This window comes from Oryzihumus sp., assembly GCF_054325275.1.
In genome coordinates, this window is sequence record NZ_JBTCWL010000001.1 from 24,176 (window position 1) to 47,599 (window position 23,424).

At 74.6% G+C, this 23,424-nt stretch carries 20 protein-coding genes and 1 tRNA gene; 3 read left to right on the forward strand and 18 right to left on the reverse strand.

What is annotated here, in order from left to right; all coding sequences use genetic code 11:
- Positions 1-35: 35 nt before the first annotated feature.
- The 7 genes from ACXVGS_RS00110 to ACXVGS_RS00140 all read right to left on the reverse strand — a co-directional run bounded on the left by ACXVGS_RS00110 (position 36) and on the right by ACXVGS_RS00140 (position 8,097).
- Positions 36-1,424, reverse strand: coding sequence for a phosphotransferase (locus ACXVGS_RS00110; protein WP_458527913.1), 1,389 nt, complete (start codon positions 1,422-1,424; stop codon positions 36-38).
- A complete protein-coding gene (locus ACXVGS_RS00115) occupies positions 1,421-2,263 on the reverse strand; it encodes an ATP-grasp domain-containing protein (RefSeq protein ID WP_458527912.1) in 843 nt (280 codons plus the stop codon). The genes ACXVGS_RS00110 and ACXVGS_RS00115 overlap by 4 nt, the downstream gene beginning before the upstream one ends.
- Complete coding sequence (locus ACXVGS_RS00120; RefSeq protein WP_458527911.1) at positions 2,260-3,222, reverse strand: ATP-grasp domain-containing protein; 963 nt, start codon at positions 3,220-3,222, stop codon at positions 2,260-2,262. The genes ACXVGS_RS00115 and ACXVGS_RS00120 overlap by 4 nt, the downstream gene beginning before the upstream one ends.
- A 146-nt stretch (positions 3,223-3,368) precedes the next feature.
- Entirely contained in the window at positions 3,369-4,196 is an 828-nt protein-coding gene (locus tag ACXVGS_RS00125; RefSeq protein ID WP_458531277.1) for a protein kinase domain-containing protein, read from the reverse strand.
- Between the two features lie 4 nt (positions 4,197-4,200).
- The gene (locus tag ACXVGS_RS00130; protein ID WP_458527909.1) at positions 4,201-5,601 is read right to left on the reverse strand and encodes an FHA domain-containing protein; all 1,401 of its coding nucleotides are present in this window, start codon (positions 5,599-5,601) and stop codon (positions 4,201-4,203) included.
- Positions 5,598-7,415 carry a glycoside hydrolase family 15 protein gene (locus ACXVGS_RS00135; protein ID WP_458536494.1) on the reverse strand — a complete coding sequence of 606 codons (1,818 nt, stop codon included), beginning with the start codon at positions 7,413-7,415 and terminating at the stop codon, positions 5,598-5,600. The genes ACXVGS_RS00130 and ACXVGS_RS00135 overlap by 4 nt, the downstream gene beginning before the upstream one ends.
- A gap of 10 nt (positions 7,416-7,425) precedes the next feature.
- Positions 7,426-8,097, reverse strand: a complete 672-nt coding sequence (locus ACXVGS_RS00140) for an FHA domain-containing protein (RefSeq protein WP_458527907.1) — start codon at positions 8,095-8,097, stop codon at positions 7,426-7,428.
- Positions 8,098-8,299: 202 nt separating this feature from the next.
- Here ACXVGS_RS00140 and ACXVGS_RS00145 point away from each other — a divergent pair, with 202 nt between their 5' ends.
- Together ACXVGS_RS00145 and ACXVGS_RS00150 are read left to right on the forward strand one after the other, a co-directional pair.
- A complete protein-coding gene (locus ACXVGS_RS00145; RefSeq protein WP_458536495.1) occupies positions 8,300-9,133 on the forward strand; it encodes a glycerophosphodiester phosphodiesterase in 834 nt (277 codons plus the stop codon).
- Positions 9,134-9,213: 80 nt separating this feature from the next.
- Positions 9,214-9,729, forward strand: a complete 516-nt coding sequence (locus ACXVGS_RS00150) for a hypothetical protein (RefSeq protein WP_458527905.1) — start codon at positions 9,214-9,216, stop codon at positions 9,727-9,729.
- 110 nt (positions 9,730-9,839) lie between these two features.
- Here the strand turns inward: ACXVGS_RS00150 and ACXVGS_RS00155 are convergent, their stop codons facing one another.
- Both ACXVGS_RS00155 and ACXVGS_RS00160 read right to left on the reverse strand, forming a co-directional pair.
- Positions 9,840-10,781 carry an MEDS domain-containing protein gene (locus ACXVGS_RS00155; protein WP_458527904.1) on the reverse strand — a complete coding sequence of 314 codons (942 nt, stop codon included), beginning with the start codon at positions 10,779-10,781 and terminating at the stop codon, positions 9,840-9,842.
- Complete coding sequence (locus ACXVGS_RS00160; protein WP_458527903.1) at positions 10,778-11,596, reverse strand: anti-sigma factor antagonist; 819 nt, start codon at positions 11,594-11,596, stop codon at positions 10,778-10,780. The genes ACXVGS_RS00155 and ACXVGS_RS00160 overlap by 4 nt, the downstream gene beginning before the upstream one ends.
- Positions 11,597-11,680: 84 nt before the next feature.
- Here ACXVGS_RS00160 and ACXVGS_RS00165 point away from each other — a divergent pair, with 84 nt between their 5' ends.
- Positions 11,681-13,852, forward strand: coding sequence for a SpoIIE family protein phosphatase (locus ACXVGS_RS00165; protein WP_458536496.1), 2,172 nt, complete (start codon positions 11,681-11,683; stop codon positions 13,850-13,852).
- 46 nt (positions 13,853-13,898) lie between these two features.
- Here the strand turns inward: ACXVGS_RS00165 and ACXVGS_RS00170 are convergent, their stop codons facing one another.
- From ACXVGS_RS00170 to ACXVGS_RS00210, 9 genes are all read right to left on the reverse strand, one after another.
- Positions 13,899-14,576 (reverse strand): hypothetical protein, encoded by a 678-nt coding sequence (locus tag ACXVGS_RS00170; RefSeq protein WP_458536497.1) that lies wholly within the window; start codon positions 14,574-14,576, stop codon positions 13,899-13,901.
- A 44-nt stretch (positions 14,577-14,620) separates the two neighbouring features.
- Positions 14,621-15,646 (reverse strand): hypothetical protein, encoded by a 1,026-nt coding sequence (locus tag ACXVGS_RS00175; protein ID WP_458527900.1) that lies wholly within the window; start codon positions 15,644-15,646, stop codon positions 14,621-14,623.
- Positions 15,647-15,739: 93 nt separating this feature from the next.
- Positions 15,740-16,420, reverse strand: coding sequence for a mechanosensitive ion channel family protein (locus ACXVGS_RS00180; RefSeq protein ID WP_458531281.1), 681 nt, complete (start codon positions 16,418-16,420; stop codon positions 15,740-15,742).
- Between the two features lie 148 nt (positions 16,421-16,568).
- Positions 16,569-16,919 carry an SHOCT domain-containing protein gene (locus ACXVGS_RS00185; protein ID WP_458527898.1) on the reverse strand — a complete coding sequence of 117 codons (351 nt, stop codon included), beginning with the start codon at positions 16,917-16,919 and terminating at the stop codon, positions 16,569-16,571.
- A gap of 198 nt (positions 16,920-17,117) precedes the next feature.
- Positions 17,118-17,768, reverse strand: a complete 651-nt coding sequence (locus ACXVGS_RS00190) for a DUF1614 domain-containing protein (protein WP_458527897.1) — start codon at positions 17,766-17,768, stop codon at positions 17,118-17,120.
- Positions 17,769-17,848: 80 nt separating this feature from the next.
- Positions 17,849-20,503 (reverse strand): MGH1-like glycoside hydrolase domain-containing protein, encoded by a 2,655-nt coding sequence (locus ACXVGS_RS00195; RefSeq protein WP_458536498.1) that lies wholly within the window; start codon positions 20,501-20,503, stop codon positions 17,849-17,851.
- Positions 20,504-20,517: 14 nt separating this feature from the next.
- Positions 20,518-22,437 carry an amylo-alpha-1,6-glucosidase gene (locus ACXVGS_RS00200; protein WP_458531283.1) on the reverse strand — a complete coding sequence of 640 codons (1,920 nt, stop codon included), beginning with the start codon at positions 22,435-22,437 and terminating at the stop codon, positions 20,518-20,520.
- Between the two features lie 66 nt (positions 22,438-22,503).
- Entirely contained in the window at positions 22,504-23,106 is a 603-nt protein-coding gene (locus tag ACXVGS_RS00205) for a DUF4232 domain-containing protein (protein WP_458527894.1), read from the reverse strand.
- Positions 23,107-23,290: 184 nt separating this feature from the next.
- Positions 23,291-23,378, reverse strand: a tRNA-Leu gene (locus ACXVGS_RS00210).
- Positions 23,379-23,424: the final 46 nt, after the last annotated feature.

Here is a 23,424-nt window from a genome sequence, read left to right on the forward strand (position 1 = left end):
CGGGCAACCGGGACGCCGGCCACCCGGCATACCGGTCAGCTGCCGAGCGCCGCGTCCGCGGCGGCGAGGCAGGCGTGCACCTCCTGCATCACGGCGTCGACCTCACCCACCCGGGGGCTGTGCAGCCGGTTGGGTCGGCGCGCCGCGATCTTGAGCAGCAGCGCGGCCTCGTAGACGTGCGCCCTGGCCTGGACGCCCGTGCGGGAGGCGGCCGACCAGCCGTGCTCGGCCAGCGCCGCGTCGTAGGCGCGGGTGAACGTCGCCGCGGCCTGCTCGAACCACTCCCGGGTGCCGGCGCGGTGGTACCACAGGCCAGGCGGGCGCAGGTAGGCCAGGAAGTAGCCGACGTCCAGCGCCGGGTCGGCCAGGCAGAACTGGTCGAAGTCGACGAGCTTCACCGCGCCGTCGCGCACCAGCAGCTGGCTGGGCTTGTAGCTGCCGTGCGCCGGCACCAGCGTGTCCGGTGACGCCGCCAGCAGGTGGGTGCTCAGGGTGTCCGCCGCGACCGCCACCGTGCCGGCCAGGGCAGGCACGTATGCCGTGAGGACGCTCGCGCGCTTGGCCGCCCTGGCCGCCTCGTCGGCCCCGGTGCGGGTCGGGGTGTCGGGCGCCGCGGCCGTGCCCGTGTGCAGGTCGGCCAGTGCCCCGGCCGCGGCGACCACGGCGTCCTGCGCGTGGGGGTCCGCGGGGCGGATGACGGCGGTGCCGGGCACGGTCGGCGGGGTGTCACGCGGGCCCCCCAGGTCCTCGCTCAGGGCGAGCGGGAGGGGCTCGACGACACCGAGGGAGTCCGGGCTCCAGCGCGGTGACTGCGGCGACGCGGCAAGGCGTTCCAGCAGGGCGGCGGCCTCGCGGGCCTGGGCGACGTCGCGGTAGACCTTGCCGACCACGCTGCGGGTCACGTGCTCGACCCGCTGCGAGGCGGGCTCGGTCGCGCCGAGGCGCAGCCGGTAGCGGACCACGCACCGGTCGCCCGGCTTGTAGCGCAGCGCAGTGGCCTCCACGTCCTCCAGCCGCCACGGCTCCCCGGCCGGCAGGGTGTGCCGCACGGCCTGCTCGAGCGCGTTCCGCAGAGCCGGGGTCTGCATCGGGGTCATCGCGGCGGCGAGGGCGGGCAGGCCCACGTCGTGCGGGAACGACTGCAGCGTCAGCCCGCGTCCTGCGACCTCCAGCATGCCCGGCCACCGGCCCAGCCACGCCGAGGGCTGGGGTGCCTCCCCGGCCGTGGCCATCGCCTGCTCCTCGACCGTGAGCGTGAACAGGTGCTCCGGGTCCGAGGGCTGGCCGTAGACCGCGACCATGCCGCGCCCCGGCTTGCGCCGCAGGTAGGTCAGGTGCAGCGCTCCCTGGTGGTCGTCGTGGGCGTCGAGGACGCCCGCGAGGGTGGAGGTGACGCCCTCCGGGGTCAGCCACGTGGTGCTCATGACGCCACCGCCCGCCGCTGCCAGGCGTGCTCGACGAAGCCGGCCAGGTGCGACGCGGCGTCCGAGGCGCCGCGGAAGCCGGGGAAGGCGTTGACGTCGATCACCACGGGGCGTCCTTCGCTGAGCACGATGTCGGCGCCGAACAGGTCCAGGCCGATCGCGTGCCCGGCCCGGCGGGCGATGTCGACCAGGCCCTCGGGCAGCGAGGAGGGGTCGAGCTCGACGTCGGCGTCCTTGCGGCGCACCTCCAGGGCCGCCGGGCGGCGGGCGACGGACACGTGCTCGCCGACCACCCAGAACTTGAGGTCGAAGCCGTCGTTGGGCAGGAACCGCTGGGCGATCACCGGCTCCCGGCCCCACTCCGGCAGCAGCTCGGCCAGCTCGTGCCGGCCCACCACGAGGCGGACCAGGTCTCCGCGACGGCTGGTGCGGCTCTTGACGACCAGCGGCCACGGCAGCGGCGCGGCGCCGGGCCGGTAGGCCTCGCGGGCCAGCTCGGCCAGCGACGCGAACGCCAGCGTCCGCGGTGTCGGCACCCCGGCGGCCTCCAGCAGCTCGGCGGAGAGCTGCCGGTCCAGGGCCGTGTCGGTGGCGGTGGGCGTGTTCACGACGACCGCCCCCGCACGCTCGGCGTGGTGGGCCCAGCTGCGGGCCTCGGCGGTGCGCGACTTGAGCAGGACCATGTCTCCATCCCTACGCCCGGACGGCTCCGGGCGGAACCCCCACGGGGACAAGGACTTCGGGTCCAGCACGGCCACCGTGTGGCGCTCGCGCAGCAGGTCCAGTGCGGTGTCCAGCACGGGGTTGGACGACGGCTCGGCGATCAGGGTGATGTTCATGCGGATGCCTCCAGGGCGGGCAGGACGTGCAGGGTGCGGGTCTCGGCGGTGACGCGACGGGCGACGGCCTGGCGGGCCAGGCGCAGCACCGTGCGGGCGAGGCGCTCGGCGGCGTGCGGGACGTTGCCGAAGCTCGGGAAGTCGTTGACGTCCAGGACCATCCAGCCCTGCGGGGTGTCGATGACGTCGATGCCGTAGATGTCGAGGCCGAACGCGCGGCCGACGGCCAGGGCCAGGGCCTTGAGCTCGGGGCTGGTCGGGATGAGCTCCTCGACGACGGGGGCGCCGGGGTGCAGCGGGGAGCGCTTGACCGTGGCGAAGACGTCGTCGCCGGTGTTGTAGAGCTTGACGTCGTAGCCGGGGTTGGGCAGGTACGGCTGGGCCAGCAGGTAGCCGGAGTCGTCGATGTCCAGCGCGGCCAGGTCCTCGGGCCGGTCCACCCGCAGCACCTGCTCGCAGGAGCTGCCGTTGTTGGGCTTGACCACCAGGGGGTATGCCTCGCGCGGCAGGCCCTCCAGCAGGGCGCTGCGGGCGGCGAACCAGGTGCGCGGGAACGGCAGCCCGGCGGCCCGGACCCGGCTGGCCGCGACGGCCTTGTCGCGGGCCAGACGGATGGCGCGGGCGTCGTTGACCGTGGCGGCGCCGGTGGCCGCGGCCGCCTCGAGGATGCTCAGCCCGGGGCCGCCGGAGACGGTCTTGAGGACGTAGGCGTCGTAGCGGGGGCCGTTGAACGGGTCGAGGTCGTCGACGTCGGTCGCCCCACTCAGGGGGCGCAGGACGTCGACCTCGTGGCCCCAGCCGGTGAGCACGTCGGCCACCGCGCCGGGCATGACGTCGTTCTCGTACTTGCCCTCGACGATGAAGCACACGCGGGTCGGGGCCGACTTGGTCGACGCCGAGATGGTGCGCATCGCCCGCGACGAGTGCCGCTGGTCCTGGTGCCGCTCGAGGTGTGACATCTGCTGCTGCTCCGATCCTGTCGACCCGGTGTCGACCTGAGCACCACTCTCGGCTCGCGGGGCAGGGGCGGGTAGCGACCCCAGGGCTGGTCGCCGCGCCCGGCAGGTGTGGGTCGGCACCACCCTGGGTGGGTATGCCGTGCCCGTCAGTGCACGTGCCCGCCCGCCGCGGGGGCGAGCTGGTCCAGCGCGTCCGCGAGGTCGGCCGCGGTGCGGTAGCGCGCGGCCGGGTCGGGCTGCAGGGCTCGCAGCACCACCGCCCGTTCGGCCGCCCCGAGGTCGGGGTCCGGCTCGGGGGTGCTGCGCAGGTACATCCGCACCGCGACCATGGGGTCGGCGGACATCATCGAGGGGAAGAGCCCGGTGCCCGTCAGCGCCAGGTGCAGGGTCACCCCGAGCGCCCAGATGTCGCTGGCCCGGCCCGCCGGGGCGCCGCGCACCACGGCCGGGTCGGTGAGCTCGAGCGTGGTCGAGCCACCGAGCGGGTGGGTCCCGGTGGTGGTGATCCCGGGCTGGAGGAGGTGGGCGACGCCGGGCTCGGCGAGCACGGCGCCGGTCCCGGCCAGCAGGACGTTGGCCGGCTTGATCGCCCGGTGGACGATCCCCGCCTCGTGCAGCCGATGCGCGGCGCGGGCGGCCCGGGCGACGGCCTCCAGCCGGGCCTGCCGGTTCAGCGGGTGGGCCGGGTGCTCCAGGGACCCCATCGGGTGGTGGGCCAGCACGTAGTACACCCGGGGCCCGACGAGCCCGGCCTCGTGCAACGCGACCAGGTCCTCGCCGTCGACCGCGGCGAAGCACTGCAGCTCGGCGGCGACCACCTCGAAGGTCTCCTCGGAGGCGGTGGCGTCGAGGACCTTGACGGCGACCCACTCGTCGCCGGGCCCGAGCCGCTCCGGCCGGCGCGCGAGGTAGACCCGCCCCTGCGGGCCGCGGCCGACCTCGCGCAGGAAGCCGTAGTCGGCGATCCCGTCCACCGGCTCACCGCCCCGGGCCGGCGGGGTGGCGGTCGTACATCAGCTGCCGCTTGCCCAGCCGCAGCCGGTCACCGGCCACCAACGGCGTCGGCTCCTGCACCGGCTCCCAGGGGCCGGCCGAACCGGTCCGGCTGAGGTAAGTGCCGTTGGCGGACCCCGAGTCGACCACGGTGACGTCCCACCCGTCGAGGTGCACCCTGGCGTGGACGCGGGAGACGCTGTGCCCCTCGTCGCGCAGCTGCAGCGGCTGGGCCAGTCCGGACCGGACCTCCTCGGACCCGGCCGGTTCGCGCCCCACGACGACGTCGGAGGTGAGCAGGAAGACCGAGCCGTCGTCGGTGACGAGCACTCCCAGGGGTGGTCGCGTGGCCCGGACGGGACTGGCCTTCGGGTCGAGGTCGGTCCCGCACAGGGAGCAGGCGCTGGCCCGGGGGTCGTTGAGGTGGCCCTGCGGGCACGGCAGGCCCTCGACCACGACGTCGCGGTCCACCGTGGGCGCCTCGGTGCGGTCGGCGGCTGCCCCGGCGACGGGCAGGGGCGCGCGGGCGGGTGTCGGGGCGGCGCCGAGCGCGACATTGCGGACGCGGGTGACCGGGCGCATCACGGTGAACTGCGCGGCCACGGGCTCACGCCGGCCGGCTCCGTCGCCGACCGACCCGCCGAGCGGCCCGGTGACAGGTTCCTCGGCGGCGACGGGCTCCGGGGCCACCGCCTCCGGTGTTGCCGCACCGGCCGCAGCGGGTGGCTGGACCGCGGTCTTCTCGGGAGCGCCGGCCCCGGCGGCAGTCTCCTCGGGAGGCGCCTGTTCGGGGAACGCCTCTTCCGGGGGCGCCTTCTCGGGGGCCGGCTTCTCCCGGGCCGTGACCGGGCCGGGCCGGCCGGCTCCCAGGCCGGCCTGCGGCGCGAGCACGGTGGCGCCGGCGCCGGGCACCGTGCCCCCGGCCAGGTCCAGCGGCAGCACGGGAGCCTCGGCCACGGCCCCGGACTCCGCGACACCACCGAGCAGAATCGCGGTGAAGCCGGGGTCGACCCGGTGCTCCACCCACGCCAGCGAGTCCCGACCGCTGACCCGCTGCTCGTGCTCCCCGCGGACGAGCGCGTCGGTGTCCCCGGAGGCGAGCAGCACCGGTCCGGCCTCGGTGTCCAGCAGCAGCACGAACCCCGGCACCGCGTCGGGGTCCTCGACGGCCCCCAGCAGCGCCGCGACCCGCCGTGCCCGCCGCCGGCCGGTGGGGTCGGACGCCACCGCGCAGGCGGCGAGCAGGTCGGTGGCGACGTCGACCTGGCCACCCTCGACTGTCGGCATCACGAGCAGCGCGTCGCCGCTGCGGTGCACGACGCCGGAGCCGGGGTGCACCACCACCCGCGACCCCTCACCCAGGGCGCGGGCCACGGTGCTGCTCATCGTCGCTCCGGTGCCAGGGCGCGGTCGAGGTTGACCGCGGCACTGATGAGGGCCAGGTGGGTGAACGCCTGCGGGACGTTGCCCAGTGCCTCGCCGGACGGGCCGATCTCCTCGGCGTACAGGCCCAGGTGGTTGGCGTAGGTGAGCATCTTCTCGAAGGTCTGGCGCGCCTGCTCCAGCCGGCCCGCGCGGGTGAGCGCCTCGACATACCAGAAGGAGCAGAGGTTGAACGTGCCCTCGCCCTCCTCGAAGCCGTCGCTGCCGTCGGTGCGGTAGCGCTGGACGAGGCTGTCGGTGACGAGCTCGCGCTCGATCCGGTCGAGCGTGGCCAGGAAGCGGGGGTCCTGCGGTCCGGTGAACTTCACCAGTGGCATCACCAGCGCGCCGGCGTCCAGGGTGGTGCTGCCCGGGTACTGCACGTAAGCCTGCAGGCTGGGGTTCCACGCCTGCTCCTGCACCTGCAGGTAGGCGCGGTCGGCGGCGTCGCGCCACCGGGCCAGCGGGGCGGGCAGCCCGCGTTGGCGCGCGATGCGTTCGGCGCGCTCGAAGGCCACCCAGGTCATCAGCGTGGAGTAGGTGAACCGGCGCATGGGCCCGCGGACCTCCCACACGCCGCAGTCCGGCTCGTCCCAGTGCTTCTCCAGCCAGTCCAGCTGCCGGCACAGGGCCACCCACAAGGTGTAGGAGATGGGCTGGCCGTGCTTGTTGAACAGGTAGACCGAGTCCATCAGCTCGCCGTGGATGTCGAGCTGGCGCTGGTTGGCCGCACCGTTGCCGATCCGCACCGGGCGCGACCCGCGGTAGCCGGCGAGGTGTCCCAGCTCCTGCTCCGGCGGTGAGGGCTCACCGTCGACGGCGTAGAGCACCTGCAGGCTCTCCCCGGGCGGGGCGTCGAGGCAGCGAGCCTCCAGCCAGGTCGTGAACGCCTGCGCCTCCTCGGTGAACCCCAGCGCCATCAGCCCGTAGACGGTGAACGCGGCGTCCCGCACCCAGGTGTAGCGGTAGTCCCAGTTGCGCGTGCCGCCGAGCGCCTCGGGCAGCGAGGTCGTCGCCGCGGCAACCAGCGCGCCCGTCGGCTGGTGCACCAGCAGCTTGAGCGTCAGCGCCGAGCGCTCGACCATCTCGCGGTAGCGACCCCGGTAGCGCGACTGGCGGATCCAGTCCTGCCAGAACGAGGTCGTGGCCTCCAGCAGGGCCTCGACCTCGACCAGGTCCAGCGGCCGCGGCGAGCCCTGACGCGACAGGGACAGCGCGATCGTCTCGCCCTCGTGCAGGGTCGGGCGGGCCACCGCGGCCGCCCCGTCGGCCCACAGCGGGACCGTCGAGCGCAGCACCAGGCGGCCCGCCGCCGAGGAGAAGAACGCCCCGGACCCCTCGACCACGTCGACCTCGCCGCGCACCCGGCCGTAGTCGAAGGCCGGCTCGCACCGGATGTCGACCTCGACCCGGCCGCGGACCGCGCGCACCTTGCGGACCAGCTGGTGGGCGCTGCGGTGGTCGGCCGAGCCGTGCGCGTGGGGGACCATGAAGTCCACCACTTCGAGCACGGCGTGCTCCCCGAGGAACCGGGTCAGCAGCACGTTGGAGTCGGGCAGGTACATCTGCTTGGTCCGCGCGGCGCCCACCGCCCGCACCGTGAACCGGCCACCGCGCTCGCCGTCGAGCAGCGCGGCGAACACCGAGGGGGAGTCGAAGCGGGGCAGGCACAGCCAGTCGATGTCGCCGTCGGTGGAGACCAGGGCCGCGGTGTGCAGGTCCCCGATGACGCCGTGGTCCTCGATCGCGGCCTGTCCGGTATGCCGTGTGCCCGCCACCGCGCCTCCCCTACAGCTCGCGCCGGGAGACCAGGCCCAGGGAGATGGCCCGCTCGACGAGCTTGGCCCGCTTCTGGTTCTGCGGCAGGTCCTCGATGTGGAACTTCTGGAACAGCGTGCGCAGGTGGGTCTTGACCGCGTCGACGCTGAGGTAGAGCTCGCCGGCGATCTGCTGGTTGGACGCGGGCGTGGCGAAGCCGGAGGAGTCCCGGTAGGGGCGGCACAGGGCGGTGAGCACCTGGCGCTGGGTGGGCGAGAGCGACCCCACGGTGACGATGCCGTCGGCGACCTTGGTCTCCTGCGAGCGGCCCCGCTGGCCGGAGCGGTAGGTGAAGGACGTGCCGCCGAGCACGAAGGTGTCACCGTCGCGCAGGCGCCTGCGCCCGGTGAGGCGCTCGCCGTTGAGGTAGGTCCCGTTGCGGGACAGGCCGTCGTCGACCAGCGTCCAGTCGCGCCCGACCGGCTCGAGCTGGGCGTGCACCCGGGAGACGGCCTCGTCCCAGCCGAGCTGGACGTCGCAGCCGGCGCCACGGCCCAGGGTCATCGTGCGCCCGGGCTCGAGCGCGACGAACTGCCGCTCCCCGCCGCCGTCGGGGTAGGTGAGGAACGGCCCTTCGGTCCAGCCGACACCGACCCGGGGCGGCGCGGGAGCCGGGCCCTGACCAGCTGCTGGGTCGTCCATTGGCCGCTCCGTGCGTGCGCTCGTCCGTCCAGTCTACGACCCGGGCAGGGGCTCCCCGGGCGCTTTCGGGACCCACCCCAAGGGGGTGCTCGGCCGACACCTTGCGCGGGCCGGCCAACACCTGCGGTGCCTGCCCCGGGCAGGGCCGGTCCGGGCACCGTCGTCGGTGTCAGCACCAGGACTCGATGGAGGGAACGCCGCGATGACAATGATCACCGCCACCACGGGCGCCGGACCCGCCACAGCCGCGTCCCCCCGGCCGGCGCTCACGCCGGCAGGCGTGGCGCCCCGGGTCCTGGCCCACCGCGGGCTGGCCGGCCTGCGCCGCCCGGAGAACTCCGTGGCGGCAGTGGCGGCCGCGCTCGCGCTCGGCGCCGACGGCGTCGAGGTCGACGTGCGCCTCACCGCCGACGGCGTCCTGGTGTGCAGCCACGACCCGCACCTGACCGCAGCCGACGGGCGGCAGGTCGACATCGCCGGGGCCCCGGCGGCGGCGCTGCTTGCCCTGGACCTGGGGGCCGGGCACCACACGGCGACCCTCGCCGACGTGCTCGCCGTGGCCGGCGTCCACGGCCGTCGGGTCGTCGTCGAGGCCAAGGCGGTGGACCTGCCCGGCTACGCCGACCGGCTGGGCCGCGAGCTGGCACGGGTCCTTGGCCCGGCGCCCGAGCGCGTGACCGTCTCCTCCTTCGACGGCGACCTGCTCGCCGCGCTGGCGCCGGTCCTGCGCCCGCGCCGGGTGCCCACCGCCCTGCTCGGCCGGCCGGGCACCGCCCTGAGCAGCCTGCTGCGCCAGGCCGTCGACGCGGGCCACGACGAGGTGCACCCCGCCCTGTCCGCGGTCCTCGACGCACCGGCGGCCGTCGCCACCGCGCGCCGGCTCGGCGTCGCCGTCACCCCGTGGACGGTCAACCGCCGCAGCGACCTGCGCCAGGTCGCGGCTCTCGGCGTCGCCGCCCTCATCACCGACCACCCGGCGCGGGCCCGCGAGGCCCTGGGCCGGGTCCCGGCGGCCGCCGGCACCCGTGCCGGCTGAGCCACGGCCCGGCCGTGCCCGCCACCTCTGGACCACACCAGGTGACCACCCGGGTCACCGGCAGGAAAGGAAGCACACCGATGAACGCCATCACCCGTCACCGCCCCGCCGTCCTCGGCATCGCCCTGGCCGGAGCCCTCGCGGGCGCCGCCGTCGCCCTGGGCAGCGCGACCTCGGCCGCACCGGTCGAGACCACCACCATGGCCGCACCCGCCCAGGGTGCCGCCGGCGGTCACGCCCACCCGGCGCGGGCGCACGCCGTCACCCTCGACCAGGCACGTGAGGTGGCCCTGACCTCCGTGCCCGGCCACGTCGTCCTCACCTCGCGCATGGCGACCGGCTCCGGCATGGTCTTCGCGGTCACCGTCGCCCGCACCGACGGCAGCGCCGTCGAGGTGGACGTCAACCCCGCCACCGGCATGGTCGTCGCGACCAGGACCGACTCCGACGAGCAGCCCGCCGAGCGTGCCGGCAACCATCCCGAGGACGAGGAGACCGCGACCCCGGCAGCCACCACCACCCCCACGGTGCCCGAGGACGTTCAGCGGCAGCAGGACCGCATCGTGCGCCACAGCGGCCCGCAGTTCCGCGAGTGAGCCCAGGCGCCCGCGGGGGCCACACCCGCGGCATGCCAACAGCTCGACGAAACCCACACCTCCCGGCGCGGGCGGTGTGGGTTTCGTCGACCTCGGCGCCAGGTGCGTGGTCAACCGGTGGACAGCAGCACGCTGCAGCCGCCGCCGGGGCTCGTGCCGATGACGAGCTCCTCGCACATCTGGCGGGCGGCCCACAGGCCCACGGACCCACCGCGGTCGGGGTAGCCGACGCCGGACATCGGGTCCGCCAGGCCCGGCCCCCGGTCGGTCACCCGGGCAGTCAGGCGACCCTGGCCGACCCACATCTCGAGCTTGACGGGCGGGGCCCCGTGCCGGAACGCGTTGGCCAGCACCTCGTGCGCGGCGCTGACGAAGTCGCCACGTGCCTCGGAGGGCAGCCCCGACGCCCTGGCCTCGCGGGCGACCAGGCTCCGGGCCAGGTGCAGCTCACGCAGGTCACGCAGGACGAGGTCCGCGGTCGGCGCGGTGTCCGGGACCCCGGGGGTGAACGCCAGCGGGTTGGCCAGGAACGCTCCCGGCGGCTCGTAGTCGGGGTTCTCCTGCCGCAGCGGACCGACGCCCTGGTGCGGGTGTGCCGCCCGGGCAGCCTCGACGACGTGCCCGGGGAGGGTGCGCGCGTCATACGTGCACAGCGCGTGGAAGGCGAAGCTCCCGAGCGCCACGTTGACCATGGACTCGTACCGCGACCAGGCGGCCTGGGCGGCGCGGCCCTGCGCCAGCGGCACCGTGCCGGTCACCCACACCTGTGTCGGCTCGGGCGCCAGGGCGAGCTGGCGCTGGTAGGCGAACAGCGTCGCGGTGGGGGACTGGTAGAGGTCCTCGTCGTAACCCCAGGTCAGCCGGGGGTGCGGCCGCAGCGCGTCCTGCAGCAGTGGCACCCGCTCGCGGCTGCTGTGCACGAGCACCTGGCCCCCGGAGTCCAGACCCTCCGCGACGAAGTCCTGGGTGGCCCGCACCAGCTCCTCGTCGGTGTCATGGACGAGCAGGTCGTGGCTGTAGCTGTCCCGGTCTATGCCGAGGGGCTGGGTCATCGAGGCTCCAGGATGGTTCCGGGTGCACGGTCGAGGCCGAGCAGCAGCAGCAGCCGCTCGACCGCAGGGTTGGGGCCGAGCAGCCGAAGCCGGCCGCCGGCCTCCCGGTGCTCGCTGGTGCCGTTGAGGAGGGCGCGGGCGCCGCAGACGTCCAGGAACTCGAGGTCGGTCAGGTCGACGACGAGGTCCTGGGGGGACTCGGTGGTGGTGGCAGCGCGCAGGGCGAACCGGAGCACCTCGTGGTTGGAGACGTCGACCTCTCCCGCGAGGGACAGCCCGTCGCCGGTGGTCCGGCACCGCAGCTGGGCCTCCACGATGCCGTCGGCGTGCATGCCGCACAGGGCGTGCAGCATCATCGGCGCGAGGTCCGCCTCGTACTGGCACAGTGCCGAGACCGGTCGGGTGTGGCAGAGCCGGTTCATGGCCCGCTCGAGGTCGGCGTGCTCCTGCCCGTCGACCAGGCGCTCCGCTGCCTCCGCCCGAGCGCTCACCCGCACGCCGGGGAACCCGTCACGCAACGCGCCCTCGACGAGGCCGACCTGGCCCTGCAGGGAGTAGAGGTCCCGGTCGGCCGTCAGCACCTGGAGCTGGCCGCAGGCCAGGAAGGCCCCGGGGTCGGTGCCATGTTGCCGCAGCACCGTCGTCGCCGAGTCAGGGTATGCCGCGCCCGCCGGTTCGATGAGCACGACCCGCTCGCCGCGGTCCAGGCCGTGCCGCGCCCACGCGGCCAGGACCGCAGACCGGTCGTGCTCGGTGCGGTGCAGGAGAAGGAGGTGCCCGTCCCAGCCGGGGGACGTCCACCGGGGCGGCTCCACCCCAGCAGGTTACGCCGGGCGCGGACGCAGGGCGAGACTCCGCAAGGGGTGGGCTGAAGGGCGTCTGCCTGCGACGATGTCGGCGTGGCGCAGACCTTCGCCCGTGCGGCGAACCCGGAGCTGGAGCCCCGGACACCGACACCGGTGCGACGCCTGGACCTCGTCGTCGCGGTGGGCACGGCCGCCTTCGCTGGCCTGGCCTACGTCGCGGCGCTGTTCACCGACACGCTGCCCCCCTCGGGCCTGTCCGTCGCCTTCGTCGTCGCCACGCCACTGTGCTCGGCCTTCGCGACGGTCATCCTGCTGCGCCGCTCCCGCGCGGAGGGCGACGAGGCCCTCGGCTGGGTCGTCACCGGGCTGGGCGTCGGCCTGCTGGCGATGGTGCTGCAGACCCTGGCCTTCCCGTTCGTCATGCCGTCCGGGGGCCCTCTGGGCACGAGCACCCCCAGTGCCAGCGCGCTGTTCCTGACCTACCACCTCAGCTTCGCCGCGGGCGCGGTGCTGGGCATCCTGCGGACCCCGCCGCGGTGGCGGCCCGTGGCCGCCGGGGCAGGCGTGGTCCTCGCCGTGGTCTTCGCCCTCGACCTCGTGCCGTTCCCGCAGCTGCTGCGGCCCGACGGGTCCTACCTGCCGCTGTTGCGGGTGCTGTTGCTGGTCACCGGCGGGCTCGTGGCCGTCGCGGCGGTCCTGTGGGTCCACCGGGTGGGCCGCGCGCCGGAGGCCCTGCGCGGCTGGGTGGGGGTGGCGCTGTCGCTGTCGGTCTACGACCTCGTCCTCAACGCCGTCGGAGGGCAGCGGTTCGCCCCGGTGTGGTGGGCCAGCCTGTCCCTGCGGGTCGCGACCTACGCCGTCCTCGCCGCCGGCGCGGTGTGGAGCGTGCTGGCCCAGCTGCACGACATGGAGACCTACAGCGACAGCGAGCTGGTCCGCAGGGAGGGGCAGCTGCGCCGCTCGCTGCGCCTGACCCACCAGCTGCTGTCCTGTGCGCAGGACCTGGCCAGGGCGGTCACCCCGGCCGAGGTGGGCCGGGTGCTCGCCGAGGACGCCGTCAGTGCCTCCGGTGCCCCGAACGCCGCCGTCCTCGTCTCGAGCCGGGCGGGCGGGTTGCGCGTGCTGGGCGGCACGGGGTCGGCGCGTCCGCGCGACGGCGTGGCCGACGCGTCCTGGGTGCCATTCGGTCCGGCCATGCTGGCGGTGGAGCACGGCCGGCCGGTCCTCCTGGGCACCCGCCGCGACGTCGAGGCATCCTTCCCCTCGCTGTCTCGGGAGCTGGGGCAGCAGGTCTTCTCGGTGGCTGCGCTGCCGATCCGCGAACGCGACGAGCCGATCGGGGTGCTGCTGCTCTGGGGCCCAGAGCCGCACGAGTGGCCACGCCAGCAGACCGACCTGCTGGCCGGACTGGCCGCCCAGGGTGGGCAGGCGATCGCCCGGGCGCTGGCCTACGAGGCGCAGGCCAGCGCCGCCCGCACCCTCCAGGAATCCCTGTTGCCCACCCGGCTGCCGGTGCGGCAGGACCTGACCCTGGCAGCGCGCTACGTCCCGGGCGAGAGCGGGCTGCAGGTCGGTGGCGACTGGTACGACTGCGTTGAGGTCGGCGACGGGCTGGTCGCCCTCGTCGTCGGTGACGTCATGGGCAAGGGGCTGCGCGCCGCGGCGCTGATGGGCCAGATGCGCACGACGTTGCGTTCGGTCACGGCCGTGGACCCGTCCCCGGCGGTGGTCCTGCAGGCCCTCGACCGGGTGACCCTCGACCTCGACCCGGACGAGATCGCGACCATGGCCTACGTGCTGCTCGACCTCGGCACCGGCGTGGCCCGCATCGCCCGGGCCGGGCACCTGCCGCCGCTGTTGGTCGATCCCGACGGCCAGGTCACCGCGCTCGAGGGTGGCGGGTCGCCCCCGCTCGGCGTGCCCGTCGAGGGCCGGGGTGAGGCCGAGGTCCGCGTGCCGGTCGGCAGTCTGCTCGTCCTCTACACCGACGGGGTGGTCGAGAGCCGCAAGCACGGCCTGGACACCCTCTCCGACTTCGTCGCCAGCGTGGGCGTGGCCGCTCTGAGCCACGGCCACGCCCCCGAGCCCATCGCCGAGGAGCTGCTCCAGGCGAGGCTGGGCAAGGAGAGCGACGACCTGTCGCTGCTGCTGGCCAGGTATGCCGTGCCGGTGCCCCCCTCGCCTGACTCGCCGAACGGCTCGCGAGACGCCCCGCCAGCCGGTTCGTCGGCCGCGCCGCTGGCCGGTGCGGCCGAGGAGGAGTGACCGCCTCCAGCCGCCCGGGCAGCCGGGTCAGCATGTGTGCCGGGTGTCAGGCTCCCGTGCGCAGTCGTCGGCGGCCGTCGCGGAAGAAGGCCAGGGCGTCGTCGCTGGTGGTCACCTGCGCGCGGGTCCGGTAGGCCCCGAACGGCGCGTTCCAGTACTCGTCCTGCCCCGGCGGCCCGGCGAACGGTCCGACGTAGACGTACGGTTCGGCGATGCTGGCGTCGCCCGGGGAGACACCGTAGTTGACCTCGCCCGCGGTCATCCCGAGGTCGAAGTGCTCCGGGAAGAGGCTCGGTTCGCTGGGGTGCTCGTCGGAGAGCTCGGCCACGAGTGCCTCCAGCGCCTGCTGCCCGAGGGCGAACCAGGCGGCCAGGGTGTCCGCTGCGGCCGGGTCGACGGTCAGGCGGGCGTCCGGCTCCAGCGGGGTCGCCCAGCCGTGCGTCGTGGGGAAGCCGGCCGTGATGCCCGCGAGGTCGGCGGCGGCCCGCACGGTGGTGAGCGGGGCCCGGTGCACGGTGCCGGCGTCGGTGACGGTGAGGTCGGTGTGGTCGACCGCGATGACGCGCCCGTCCTCCAGGGGAGGGGTGCAGAAGCCGCCCGGGCTCGCGCGCAGGGTGAAGTGGCCGGTCTGCCGCTTGCGGGCAGCCGCGAGGACGTGCTCGGCGACCTGGTGCAGCGACTCGCGGGTGCGGACCAGTGAGTCGAGGGAGGGCGTCTGGGTCATGTCTCCTCGTCTCGTCGGTCAGCCTGGCTCGCACCGGCCGACCTTCAGCCGGTGTAGGGGATCCGCTCCCAGCGCAGCACGTCGGCCGTGCCCGGCCGGGTGACCGTGACCCGCAGCCAGTCGGTGTTGTTGCTCGACCCGTCGACCGTGACCCGCTGGAGGTTGTCGGCGCTGCCGCGCACGCCATACGTTGCCAGCCACGGGGACCCTGCGGCCAGCGGCCGGTCGGTGTGGAAGACATGGCTGTCGCCGTTGAACAGGTAGACCGGGCCGGCGAAACGTGACGCCTCGTCCGTGAGCGCCTGCACCAGCGGCTGGAAGGCCGAGATGTCCGTCCATGCGGGCGTGTAGGTGGGGTCGAACATGTCGGCCTGCTGCATCACCACGACGGCCCGGTCGTGGCGCCGGCGGGCCTGCGCGAAGGCCTCGCGGACGACCGCGATGCTGTCGGCCATCCGGGCCTGCTCCTCGGCAACCTGGTCCCGGGTCGCCGTGCTCTGGCCCAGGCCGCTCCACGGCTGCAGGTCGTCGTTGCTGCCGACGACGTGCACCACAGCGAAGTCGACGTCGCTCCGGCGCAGCCGGACGTTCTCGGGGAACCCGGCCCCGGCCGAGGAGGTGACGCGCGCCGGGTGCCGGCCCAGCGTCGTACCGGGGTGGTCGAAGAAGACCTGACGGTCCAGGGCGAGGCGGTCCAGCGGCGCGTAGCCGCCGTTGTTCTCGCGGTGGCAGTCGGTCCACTCGTTGTCCCCGGGGGTGTAGACGAGGGGGTTCTCGAAGCGGTCGAAGTCGGCCCGGATCGTCCGGTAGTACGGCTCGTCGCAGCGGGTCGAGCCGTTCTTGATGTCGCCCACGTGGAAGGTCAGGGCGGGGTCGGCGGCGTTGATCTGGTCCACCCAGCGGGGGAACGCCGCGACCTGGTCCGCGCCGTAGGGGACGTCCCCGATGACGGCGAACGAGCGCTCCCGCTCCCGGTCGGGCGCGGGGGTCCCGGCGAACGACGGGGCGGCACCGGCGAGGGTGCCGGCCAGGGCGAGTGCGGTCAGGGCGATCAGGCGGCGGGCGGGCATGGCACTCCTCCTCGTCGGCGGGTGCCCCAGACCCTGCCGCCCGCGCCGTCGACGCGGGTGAACGCCCGGCGTCGTCGGGCTGAAACCTGGGTGTCAGGAGGAGCGGGACGCCTCGGACAGACGCGGCGGGGCACCGCGGTGCGCCGGGCGGGCGCCGGCGGGGCGCTGCCGCGGACCGCTGGCCGCGGCGAGGACCCCGGCGTTGGGCAGGGAGAAGCGTCCCTCGTCGGTGAGCAGCTCGGTGTAGGTCAGCCCCACGCCGACGACCTCGCCGGTGTACTCGCCCCCGAGCGCGCCCGAGCGCAGCACGACCCACTGGCCGACGTCGAAGGGCCGGGAGGTCAGCAGCACCAGACCGGCGAAGAGGTTGGCCAGGGCCTGTTGGGCGGCGATGCCGATGACGACACCGGTGATGGCGCCGGAGAGCAGCAGCTTCTCGATGGGCACCTGCAGCAGGCTCAGCGTGGCCGAGGCGACGATGACGTAGCCCGCCATGGTCAGGCCCAGGCGCAGGTTGGACGCGGTGCCGGGCCCGGCGCGCAGCGCGGTCACCCGCGCCACTTCGTTGGCACCGCTGCGCACGGCCACCGCCGCCACGACGGCGAACAGCGTGGCCCCGCCGAAGGCCAGCAGCTTGGCGCCGAGCTGGGGCGAGTGCGGGCTGCTGAACGTGGCGAGGACTGCGAAGCCGACGACCGCCAGGGCGGCGGCGGACCCGGCACGGCGCAGGTCCGGGCGGGAGGAGACGGTCAGGGGGTGGGTCGGAAGGTGCACAGCGGCATACCTCCAAGCACGGCTGGGGATCGCTGGTCACGGGCCGCAGGAGGCGGCGCGACGCGTATCCGGCCCCCTGGCCCGGCCCTCGACGTTACACACCGGGCCCGTCCCCCTGCAGGGACGGGCCCGGTGCGGGTCGGGCGGCTCAGGTGAGCGCGCGGGCCTTGGCCTGCTGGAACTCCGCCTCGCTGATGACACCGCGGTCGCGCAGGTCGGCCAGGCGGCTGATCTCCTCGGCGGTGCTGCCGTTGTGGGCCGGTGCGGCCGCGGCGGGCGCCTGGTAGCCCCGGCTGCGGGCCGCGGTCTCCTGGGCGTGCTCCTGCATCTTGTGCCCGCGGGCGATGAGGTAGACGAAGACGCCGAGGTAGGGCAGGACGATGACGAAGATGACCCACAGCGCCTTGCCCCAGCCGGAGAGGTCGTCGCTGCGGAAGATGTCACCGAAGATGACGATCAGCAGCCAGATCCAGATGAAGAACATGAAGAACCAGAACATGGACCAGAACACTTGCCCGGTCCCCCATTCGGCTGCGGCGTGAAGCATCGTTCCTCCCTCTCCGGCTCCGTCCCGGGGCGGGTGCCCTGGGTCCGGACGCTAGTGACCCCCTCACGGCGAGCGTAGGGCGGCCGTGCAGATCTGCCGGAGTGCCAAAGGTCCCCGGGCGGGGCGTGCGCGACGCAGGTATGCCGTGCCTCACCTCAGGGCGGCCAGCAGCACCGCGAGCACCCCTGAGACGAACACCCCGTCGAAGGTCCCACCCCCGCCGATCGAGACCCGCGAGGCGGGCATCCGGCGTACCGCCGCGAGGTTGGTCAGGTCGGCACCGACGAGCGTGCCCAGGGTGCCACCGACGTAGGCGAGCACCGGCGCGTCGGCGCGGCCGGCGACCGCCAGCGCGGCAGCGGCAGCGGTGAGCGCCGGCAGGATCATCGGCACCACGATGCCCACCCGGCGCACGGGCGTGGCGTAGCGGTGCACCACCAGCGCCACCAGCGCCACGACGAACAGCCCACCCCACCACAGCCCGGTGCGCACCAGCAGGTAGACCGAGACCGCGCTGGGGATGATGGCCCCGCCGACGTTGACCGCGACGGTGATGCGCCGGGGCCGGTCCAGCCACAGGGTCCAGACCATGCCGCCCCGGACGACGTCGACCCGCCCTGGCCCGGCGTCCTCCGGTTCGGCCACGAGGGAGAGCACGGGCACGTTGACGGCGCTGCCCAGCAGGCTGCCGGCGAGCACCGCGATCGCCCAGGCCGGGCTCAGGCCGACGACCGAGAACGCCACGTTGGTGGCGTGCACCACCACCGCGGCCACCACCAGGCCGAGGACCAGGGCCAGCACCGCGGTCCCGCGGGCGCGTGGTCCGTGACGGGACGGCGGGACGCGCCCGCCGGCCCCACCGACTCCGCCGGCCCCGACGCTCACCGGCGGGCGACGGGCTCCGCGCGGGGGACATCCGCCGGTCTCGGCGCGGTGGCCCGGTCCCCGCGCTGGAGGATGAGGTTGGCCACCAGGGCGGTCCACCCGGTCTGGTGCCCGGCGCCCAGGCCCGCTCCGGTGTCCCCGTGGAAGTACTCGTAGAAGGGGATGAGGTCGTGCCAGGCGGGGTCGGTCTGGAACAGCTCGCAGTCGCCGAACACCGGCCGCCGGCCGCCGGCGTCCTCGCAGAAGATGGAGACCAGCCGAGCGCTGAGGTCGTCGGCGACCTCGCCCAGCCGGCAATGCCGTCCCGACCCGGCGGGATGCTCGACGGTCAGCCGCGCGCCGTACTCCTGCTCGTAGGTGCGCAGCGCCTGGACGGCCAGGTAGTTGAGCGGGAACCACACCGGCCCGCGCCAGTTGGAGTTGCCGCCGAACATCACCGTGTGCGACTCCCCGGGCTCGTAGTCGACGGAGAAGTCGGTCCCGCGCAGCTGCACGTGCAGAGGGTGGTCGCGGTGCCACGCCGACATGGAGCGCAGGCCGTAGGGGGAGAGGAACTGCTCCTCGTCGAGCACCGTGCCCAGCACCCGCACGAGGCGGTCCGGCCGGATGAGGGACAGCACGTGCCGGCGCTCGTCGGTCTCGACCACCTCGACCAGCTCGGGGGCGTGCTCGCGTGCCCACGTGAGGACGAGGCGGCGCAGCTGGGAAAGGCGTCGCTCGCCGACCACGGCCACGGCGAACAGCGGCACCACCCCGACCATCGAGCGGACCTTCAGCTCCAGCACCCGGCCGTCGTCGGTGCGCAGCCGGTCGTAGTAGAACCCGTCCTCCTCGTCCCACAGCCCCTGCTGGTTGGCGGTGACGGTGATCGTGATCGCGTGGCGGGCAAACTTGATCGCCATGTCCTCATAGGTCGGGTCGTGCTCGGCGAGCACCATCGCCATGCGGAACATGTCCAGGGCATACATCACCATCCACGCGGTGCTGTCCGCCTGCTCCAGGTGCACGCCCGACGGCATCGGCGCCGAGCGGTCGAACAGGCCGATGTTGTCCAGGCCGAGGAAGCCGCCCTCGAAGAGGTTGTTGCCGTCGGGGTCCTTGCAGTTGAGCCACCACGTGAAGTTGGCGATGAGCTTGTGGAAGATGCGCTCGAGGAAGTCGGTGTCGGTGCCGCCGTCGATGCGGAACACCTCCAGGGCCGCCCAGGCGTGCACGGGCGGGTTGACGTCGCCGAAGGCCCACTCGTAGGCGGGGAGCTGGCCGTTCGGGTGCATGTAGCGCTCGGTGGTCATCAGCAGCAGCTGGTTCTTGGCGAAGCGCGGATCGACGTGGGCCAGGACCGCGGTGTGGAAGGCCAGGTCCCACGCGGCATACCACGGGTACTCCCACGTGTCGGGCATCGAGATGACGTCGGCGTTCGCGACGTGCTTCCACCTGCTGTTGCGCCCCTGCTGGCGCTGCGGCGGTGGCGGTGGGCCGGCCGGGTCCCCGTCGAGCCACTGCCGCACGTCGTAGGCGTAGTACTGCTTGCTCCACAGCAGGCCGGCCAGCGCCTGGCGCAGCACCAGGGCCTCGTCCGCGGACGTCCCGGCCGGCGTCAGCGCCCGGTAGTACTCGTCCGCCTCCTCCTCGCGGGCCTGCATCGTCCACGCGAACCCGCCGCCGAGGTCCGGCTCCCCGGACGGACGGGACAGCCGCAGCCGTATCTCGCGCGACCCGCCCGCGGGCACGGTCACCGTGTAGTGCAGCGCGGCCTTGGTGCCCACGCCCTCGGGGTTGACGCTCGCGGCTCCGGACACGACCCGGTCGCTGATCCCGTCCTTGGGCCAGGGCGTGGTGTTGGCGACGCCGTACAGCCGCTCGAAGTTGGTCTCGTTCTCGCACGCCAGCACCTCGGGGGAGCCGTCACCGGCGAGGACGAGTGGGCCGCTGTCGTGGTGGACGGCCACCAGCCGGTGGTCCTCCGCGCGGATCTCGGGCCGGTAGTCGTCTCGCCCCCATGCCCAGGTGTTGCGGAACCACAGGGTCGGCAGCACGTGCAGCGCCGCCTCGTCCGGGCCGTGGTTGCGCACGGTCACGCGCAGGCACAGGTCGGTCGGCCCCGCCTTGGCATAGTCCACCGTCACCGCCCAGAACCGGCCCTCGTCGAAGACACCGGTGTCGACCAGCCCGTACTCCGGGTCGTCCTTGCCGCGGCCGCGGTTCTGCTGCACCAGATCGGTGTAGGGGAACTTGCGCTGGGGGTAGTGGTAGCGCCACCGCATCCACGAGTGTGTGGGGGTGGAGTCGAGGTACCACCAGTACTCCTTGGCGTCCTCGCCGTGGTTGCCCTCCGGCCCGGCCAGGCCGAAGGCCCGTTCCTTGAGGATGGGGTCGACCCCGTTCCACAGCGCCAGCGCCAGGCACCACGTCTGGCCGCGGTCGCAGACGCCGGCGAGGCCGTCCTCGTTCCAGCGGTAGGCCTTGGAGCGTGCCGCGTCGTGGGGCAGGAAGTCCCACGCCTCACCGGTGGCGCTGTAGTCCTCCCGGACGGTGCCCCAGGCTCGCTCGCTGAGGTAGGGCCCCCAGGCGGCCCAGTCCTGGCCGCCCTCGTCGTGGGCGGCGGCCAGCCGGGCGTGCTCGGCGGTCACCGGGTGCTGCTGCTCGGCCATGGGGCTCTCCTTCGTCACGCGTCGTGGGTCATCCGCCAGGCGCGGAGGGCCTCGGCGACCGACCAGGCCTGGAACGGGCAGCCGGTGCCGCCGTGCGGGGCGTCGCCGTCGCCGGTCTCCGAGACCGAGCCGAGCCCCCACTCCGCGAGGTGGCGCACCAGCCCGCCGAGCGGGTCGCCGACAGGTGCGCCCGTCCGCCGGGCCGCCTCGACATACGGCCCGAGCAGCCACGGCCAGACGGTGCCCTGGTGGTAGGCGCTGTCCCTTTCGGCGGGACCGCCGCGGTGCCGCCCCCGGTAGTCCGGTGCGCCCCGGGCCAGGCTGCGCAGGCCGAGCGGCGTGAGCAGCGGTGCCGCGGCATGCACCACCGCGGCGTCGCGGAGCGGGGCGTCGGGCAGGGAGACGGCGAGCAGCATGTTGGGCCGCAGCGACGGGTCGTCCCCGGAAGGCCCGTCGACCACGTCGAACAGCGCACCACCCTCGCGCGGGAACCGGCGCGCGAACGACGAGCAGGCCTGCCGCGCCAGCGCATCGACGTCACCGGAGGGTCGGCGGGTGAGACGACGCAGGCGTCCGGCCACGGCCAGGGCGCGCACCCACAGGGCATTGAGCTCCACCGCCTTCCCGGCCCGCTGGGTGATCGGTCGCCCGTCCACCCGGGCGTCCATCCACGTCAGCGCGAAGCCCTCCGCGCCCTGGCGCAACAGCCCGTCCGCGGTGTCGACCCCGATGCCGTAGCGGGTCCCGTCCCGGTGCGCCGCCACTACGGCATCGACCACCGGCACTAGCGCCGCCGCCAGGTCCCCGTCGCCGGTCACCTCGTGGTGGCGCCCCAGGGCATGGACGAACCACAGCGTCGCGTCGGCGGTGTTGTACTCCAGCGTCCCGGTGTCCGCGGTGTTGGCGAGCATGCCCTCGGATACGGTGCCGGCGTAGTGGCGCAGCAGCGCCTCGCCCTCCGCGGCCCGCCCGGTGGCCAGGAACAGCCCCTCGTAGGAGGTCATCGTGTCCCGCGACCACGCACCGAACCACGGGTAGCCGGCGACCACCTCGGGGTGCCCGGTGACGTCCACGACGAACCCGTCGGCGGCCAGGACGAGGCGGGCGGCCACACCGTCCGGCGCCGCGGCGCTCGCGACCAGCCGGCGGGACCTCTCGCGGGCCTCCAGGACGACCTGCTCCGGGGTCGGGGGAGCGGCGGGCGCGCCGGTGCGGGTCGCCCACGCGTCCACCTGCAGGGCCTGCCCCGGCACCAGGTCGGCGGCGAAGCGGCCGGCACACCACAGGTCCTCGTCGGGTCCGAGCCCCCGCGCGGCCTCGGCCCTGGCGTGCACCCCGCGGAACCAGCGGCCGTCCGGCTCGAAGCCCGGCCCCCGGACCCGGTAGGCCCCCGCGAGCTCGAACCCGTCGGCGACCTGCACCATCTCCAGCGAGCCGTCGCCGAAGCGCTCCCCGTGGCTGTCCCGCCAGGTGCACAGCGGCTCCACGGCCAGACGGACCGGTGGACCGGCCAGCAGCCGGTGCACGACGGCGACCGACGCCGCCCCGTGGCGCATCGCCACCTCGCGCTCCAGCACGGTCTCACCGACCCGCCAGCGCCACCGCGGCACGCCGTCCTCGAGGTCGAAGGACTCCAGCAGGACGTGTCCGGCGGGCGAGATGGCTCCGCCGCGCCACTCGTGCACCGCGAGCCGGACCGGTCCGGCGGGCAGCAGCAGCACCGGGTCCAGCGAGGCGAGGGCGAGCATCCGCGCCGGCAGGGCGGTAGCCACCGTGAGCAGCCCGTGGTAGCGCCTGGTGCGCAGGCCGCTGGCCGTGCCCATGGCATAGCCGCCCAGGCCGTCGGCGAGCAGCCACTCGCGTTCGGCGCCCTGCCCGAGGTCGGCGCAGACCTGTGGGCCGAAGGCGATCGGGTCAGGCACCGGTCCGGTCATGCCCCGAGCATCACCGGCCGGACCCTGCCCGGCCTCACCCGGAGGGGGTGAGATGCCGGGCGTGCCTCAGTCGGCGGGCCCGCTGGCGGTGACCGGTCCCACCGTCAGGTTGCACGCCTGCAGGTGGCTGGGCTGGCGCAGCGGGCTGCGCTGTCCAGGCGGGTAGACCTGCACGGTGGCCGTCCTCCAGGCCGGGTTGCAGCCGGTGCCGGGGATGGTCGCGTCGACCGTCCGCACCACGAAGGCGCCCGCCTGCCCCGGTCGCACGAGCACCGTGCGGTACGCCTGGCCGGTGCGGGTCGCGGGGTGCTGGATGACCGCGCCGTCCGCAGACAGCAGGGCGAACCCGGGGTAGCCCCGCAGGGAGCACGCGTGGGCGCCGCCGTTGCGCAGGAAGAACGTGGCGTAGAAGCTGCCGGCGGTGCCCTCGACCCGCCCGGCGACCAGCCGCAGCTGCGCCGTGGTGCAGGCGCCCTCGCCCGTCGGGGTCGCGGCGCCCGGGGCGCTGGTGGGGGAGCCGCCGGTCGGCGAGGCTGGGGAGGGCGAGGACGGCTCGGCGGTCGTGCTGCGCGGTGATGGCGGGAGGGCTTGGGGCGTCGTGGTCGTGCCGCAGCCCGCCAGGGCGAGCAGGGCGACGGCTCCGGTGAGGGCCAACGGTGGTCTGCGCATGGTGGTCGGCTCCTTTCGCCCCCGGGCCGGTGGGGACCGGGTGGCTCGTGCGTCGCAGCCGCGGTCAGCGCCGGGAGCGCAGGGCTGCTCACCCCTGAGACGTCCCGGGACCCTTCCCGGTTGGCGGGCCGGTGGGTCGGGACGCGGAAGGCCCCGGCCGCAGTGCGACCGGGGCCTTCTGGTGTGGTGTCCGGAGGGGGACTTGAACCCCCACGCCCGATAAAGGGCACTAGCACCTCAAGCTAGCGCGTCTGCCATTCCGCCACCCGGACGAGGGTGAGTGTCGGTGCGCCCTGCGGCGTTCCAACGGGTCGGAAC

Excerpts from the sequence above, each read along its gene's own strand:
- ACXVGS_RS00110 (WP_458527913.1), bottom strand. The coding sequence starts at position 1,424 with ATGAGCACCACGTGGCTGACCCCGGAGGGCGTCACCTCCACCCTCGCG.
- ACXVGS_RS00205 (WP_458527894.1), bottom strand. The coding sequence starts at position 23,106 with ATGCGCAGACCACCGTTGGCCCTCACCGGAGCCGTCGCCCTGCTCGCC.
- ACXVGS_RS00120 (WP_458527911.1), bottom strand. The coding sequence starts at position 3,222 with ATGTCACACCTCGAGCGGCACCAGGACCAGCGGCACTCGTCGCGGGCG.
- ACXVGS_RS00140 (WP_458527907.1), bottom strand. The coding sequence starts at position 8,097 with ATGGACGACCCAGCAGCTGGTCAGGGCCCGGCTCCCGCGCCGCCCCGG.
- ACXVGS_RS00115 (WP_458527912.1), bottom strand. The coding sequence starts at position 2,263 with ATGAACATCACCCTGATCGCCGAGCCGTCGTCCAACCCCGTGCTGGAC.
- ACXVGS_RS00170 (WP_458536497.1), bottom strand. The coding sequence starts at position 14,576 with ATGACCCAGACGCCCTCCCTCGACTCACTGGTCCGCACCCGCGAGTCG.
- ACXVGS_RS00200 (WP_458531283.1), bottom strand. The coding sequence starts at position 22,437 with ATGACCGGACCGGTGCCTGACCCGATCGCCTTCGGCCCACAGGTCTGC.
- ACXVGS_RS00130 (WP_458527909.1), bottom strand. The coding sequence starts at position 5,601 with ATGAGCAGCACCGTGGCCCGCGCCCTGGGTGAGGGGTCGCGGGTGGTG.
- ACXVGS_RS00195 (WP_458536498.1), bottom strand. The coding sequence starts at position 20,503 with ATGGCCGAGCAGCAGCACCCGGTGACCGCCGAGCACGCCCGGCTGGCC.
- ACXVGS_RS00150 (WP_458527905.1), top strand. The coding sequence starts at position 9,214 with ATGAACGCCATCACCCGTCACCGCCCCGCCGTCCTCGGCATCGCCCTG.
- ACXVGS_RS00175 (WP_458527900.1), bottom strand. The coding sequence starts at position 15,646 with ATGCCCGCCCGCCGCCTGATCGCCCTGACCGCACTCGCCCTGGCCGGC.
- ACXVGS_RS00185 (WP_458527898.1), bottom strand. The coding sequence starts at position 16,919 with ATGTTCTGGTTCTTCATGTTCTTCATCTGGATCTGGCTGCTGATCGTC.
- ACXVGS_RS00145 (WP_458536495.1), top strand. The coding sequence starts at position 8,300 with ATGACAATGATCACCGCCACCACGGGCGCCGGACCCGCCACAGCCGCG.
- ACXVGS_RS00155 (WP_458527904.1), bottom strand. The coding sequence starts at position 10,781 with ATGACCCAGCCCCTCGGCATAGACCGGGACAGCTACAGCCACGACCTG.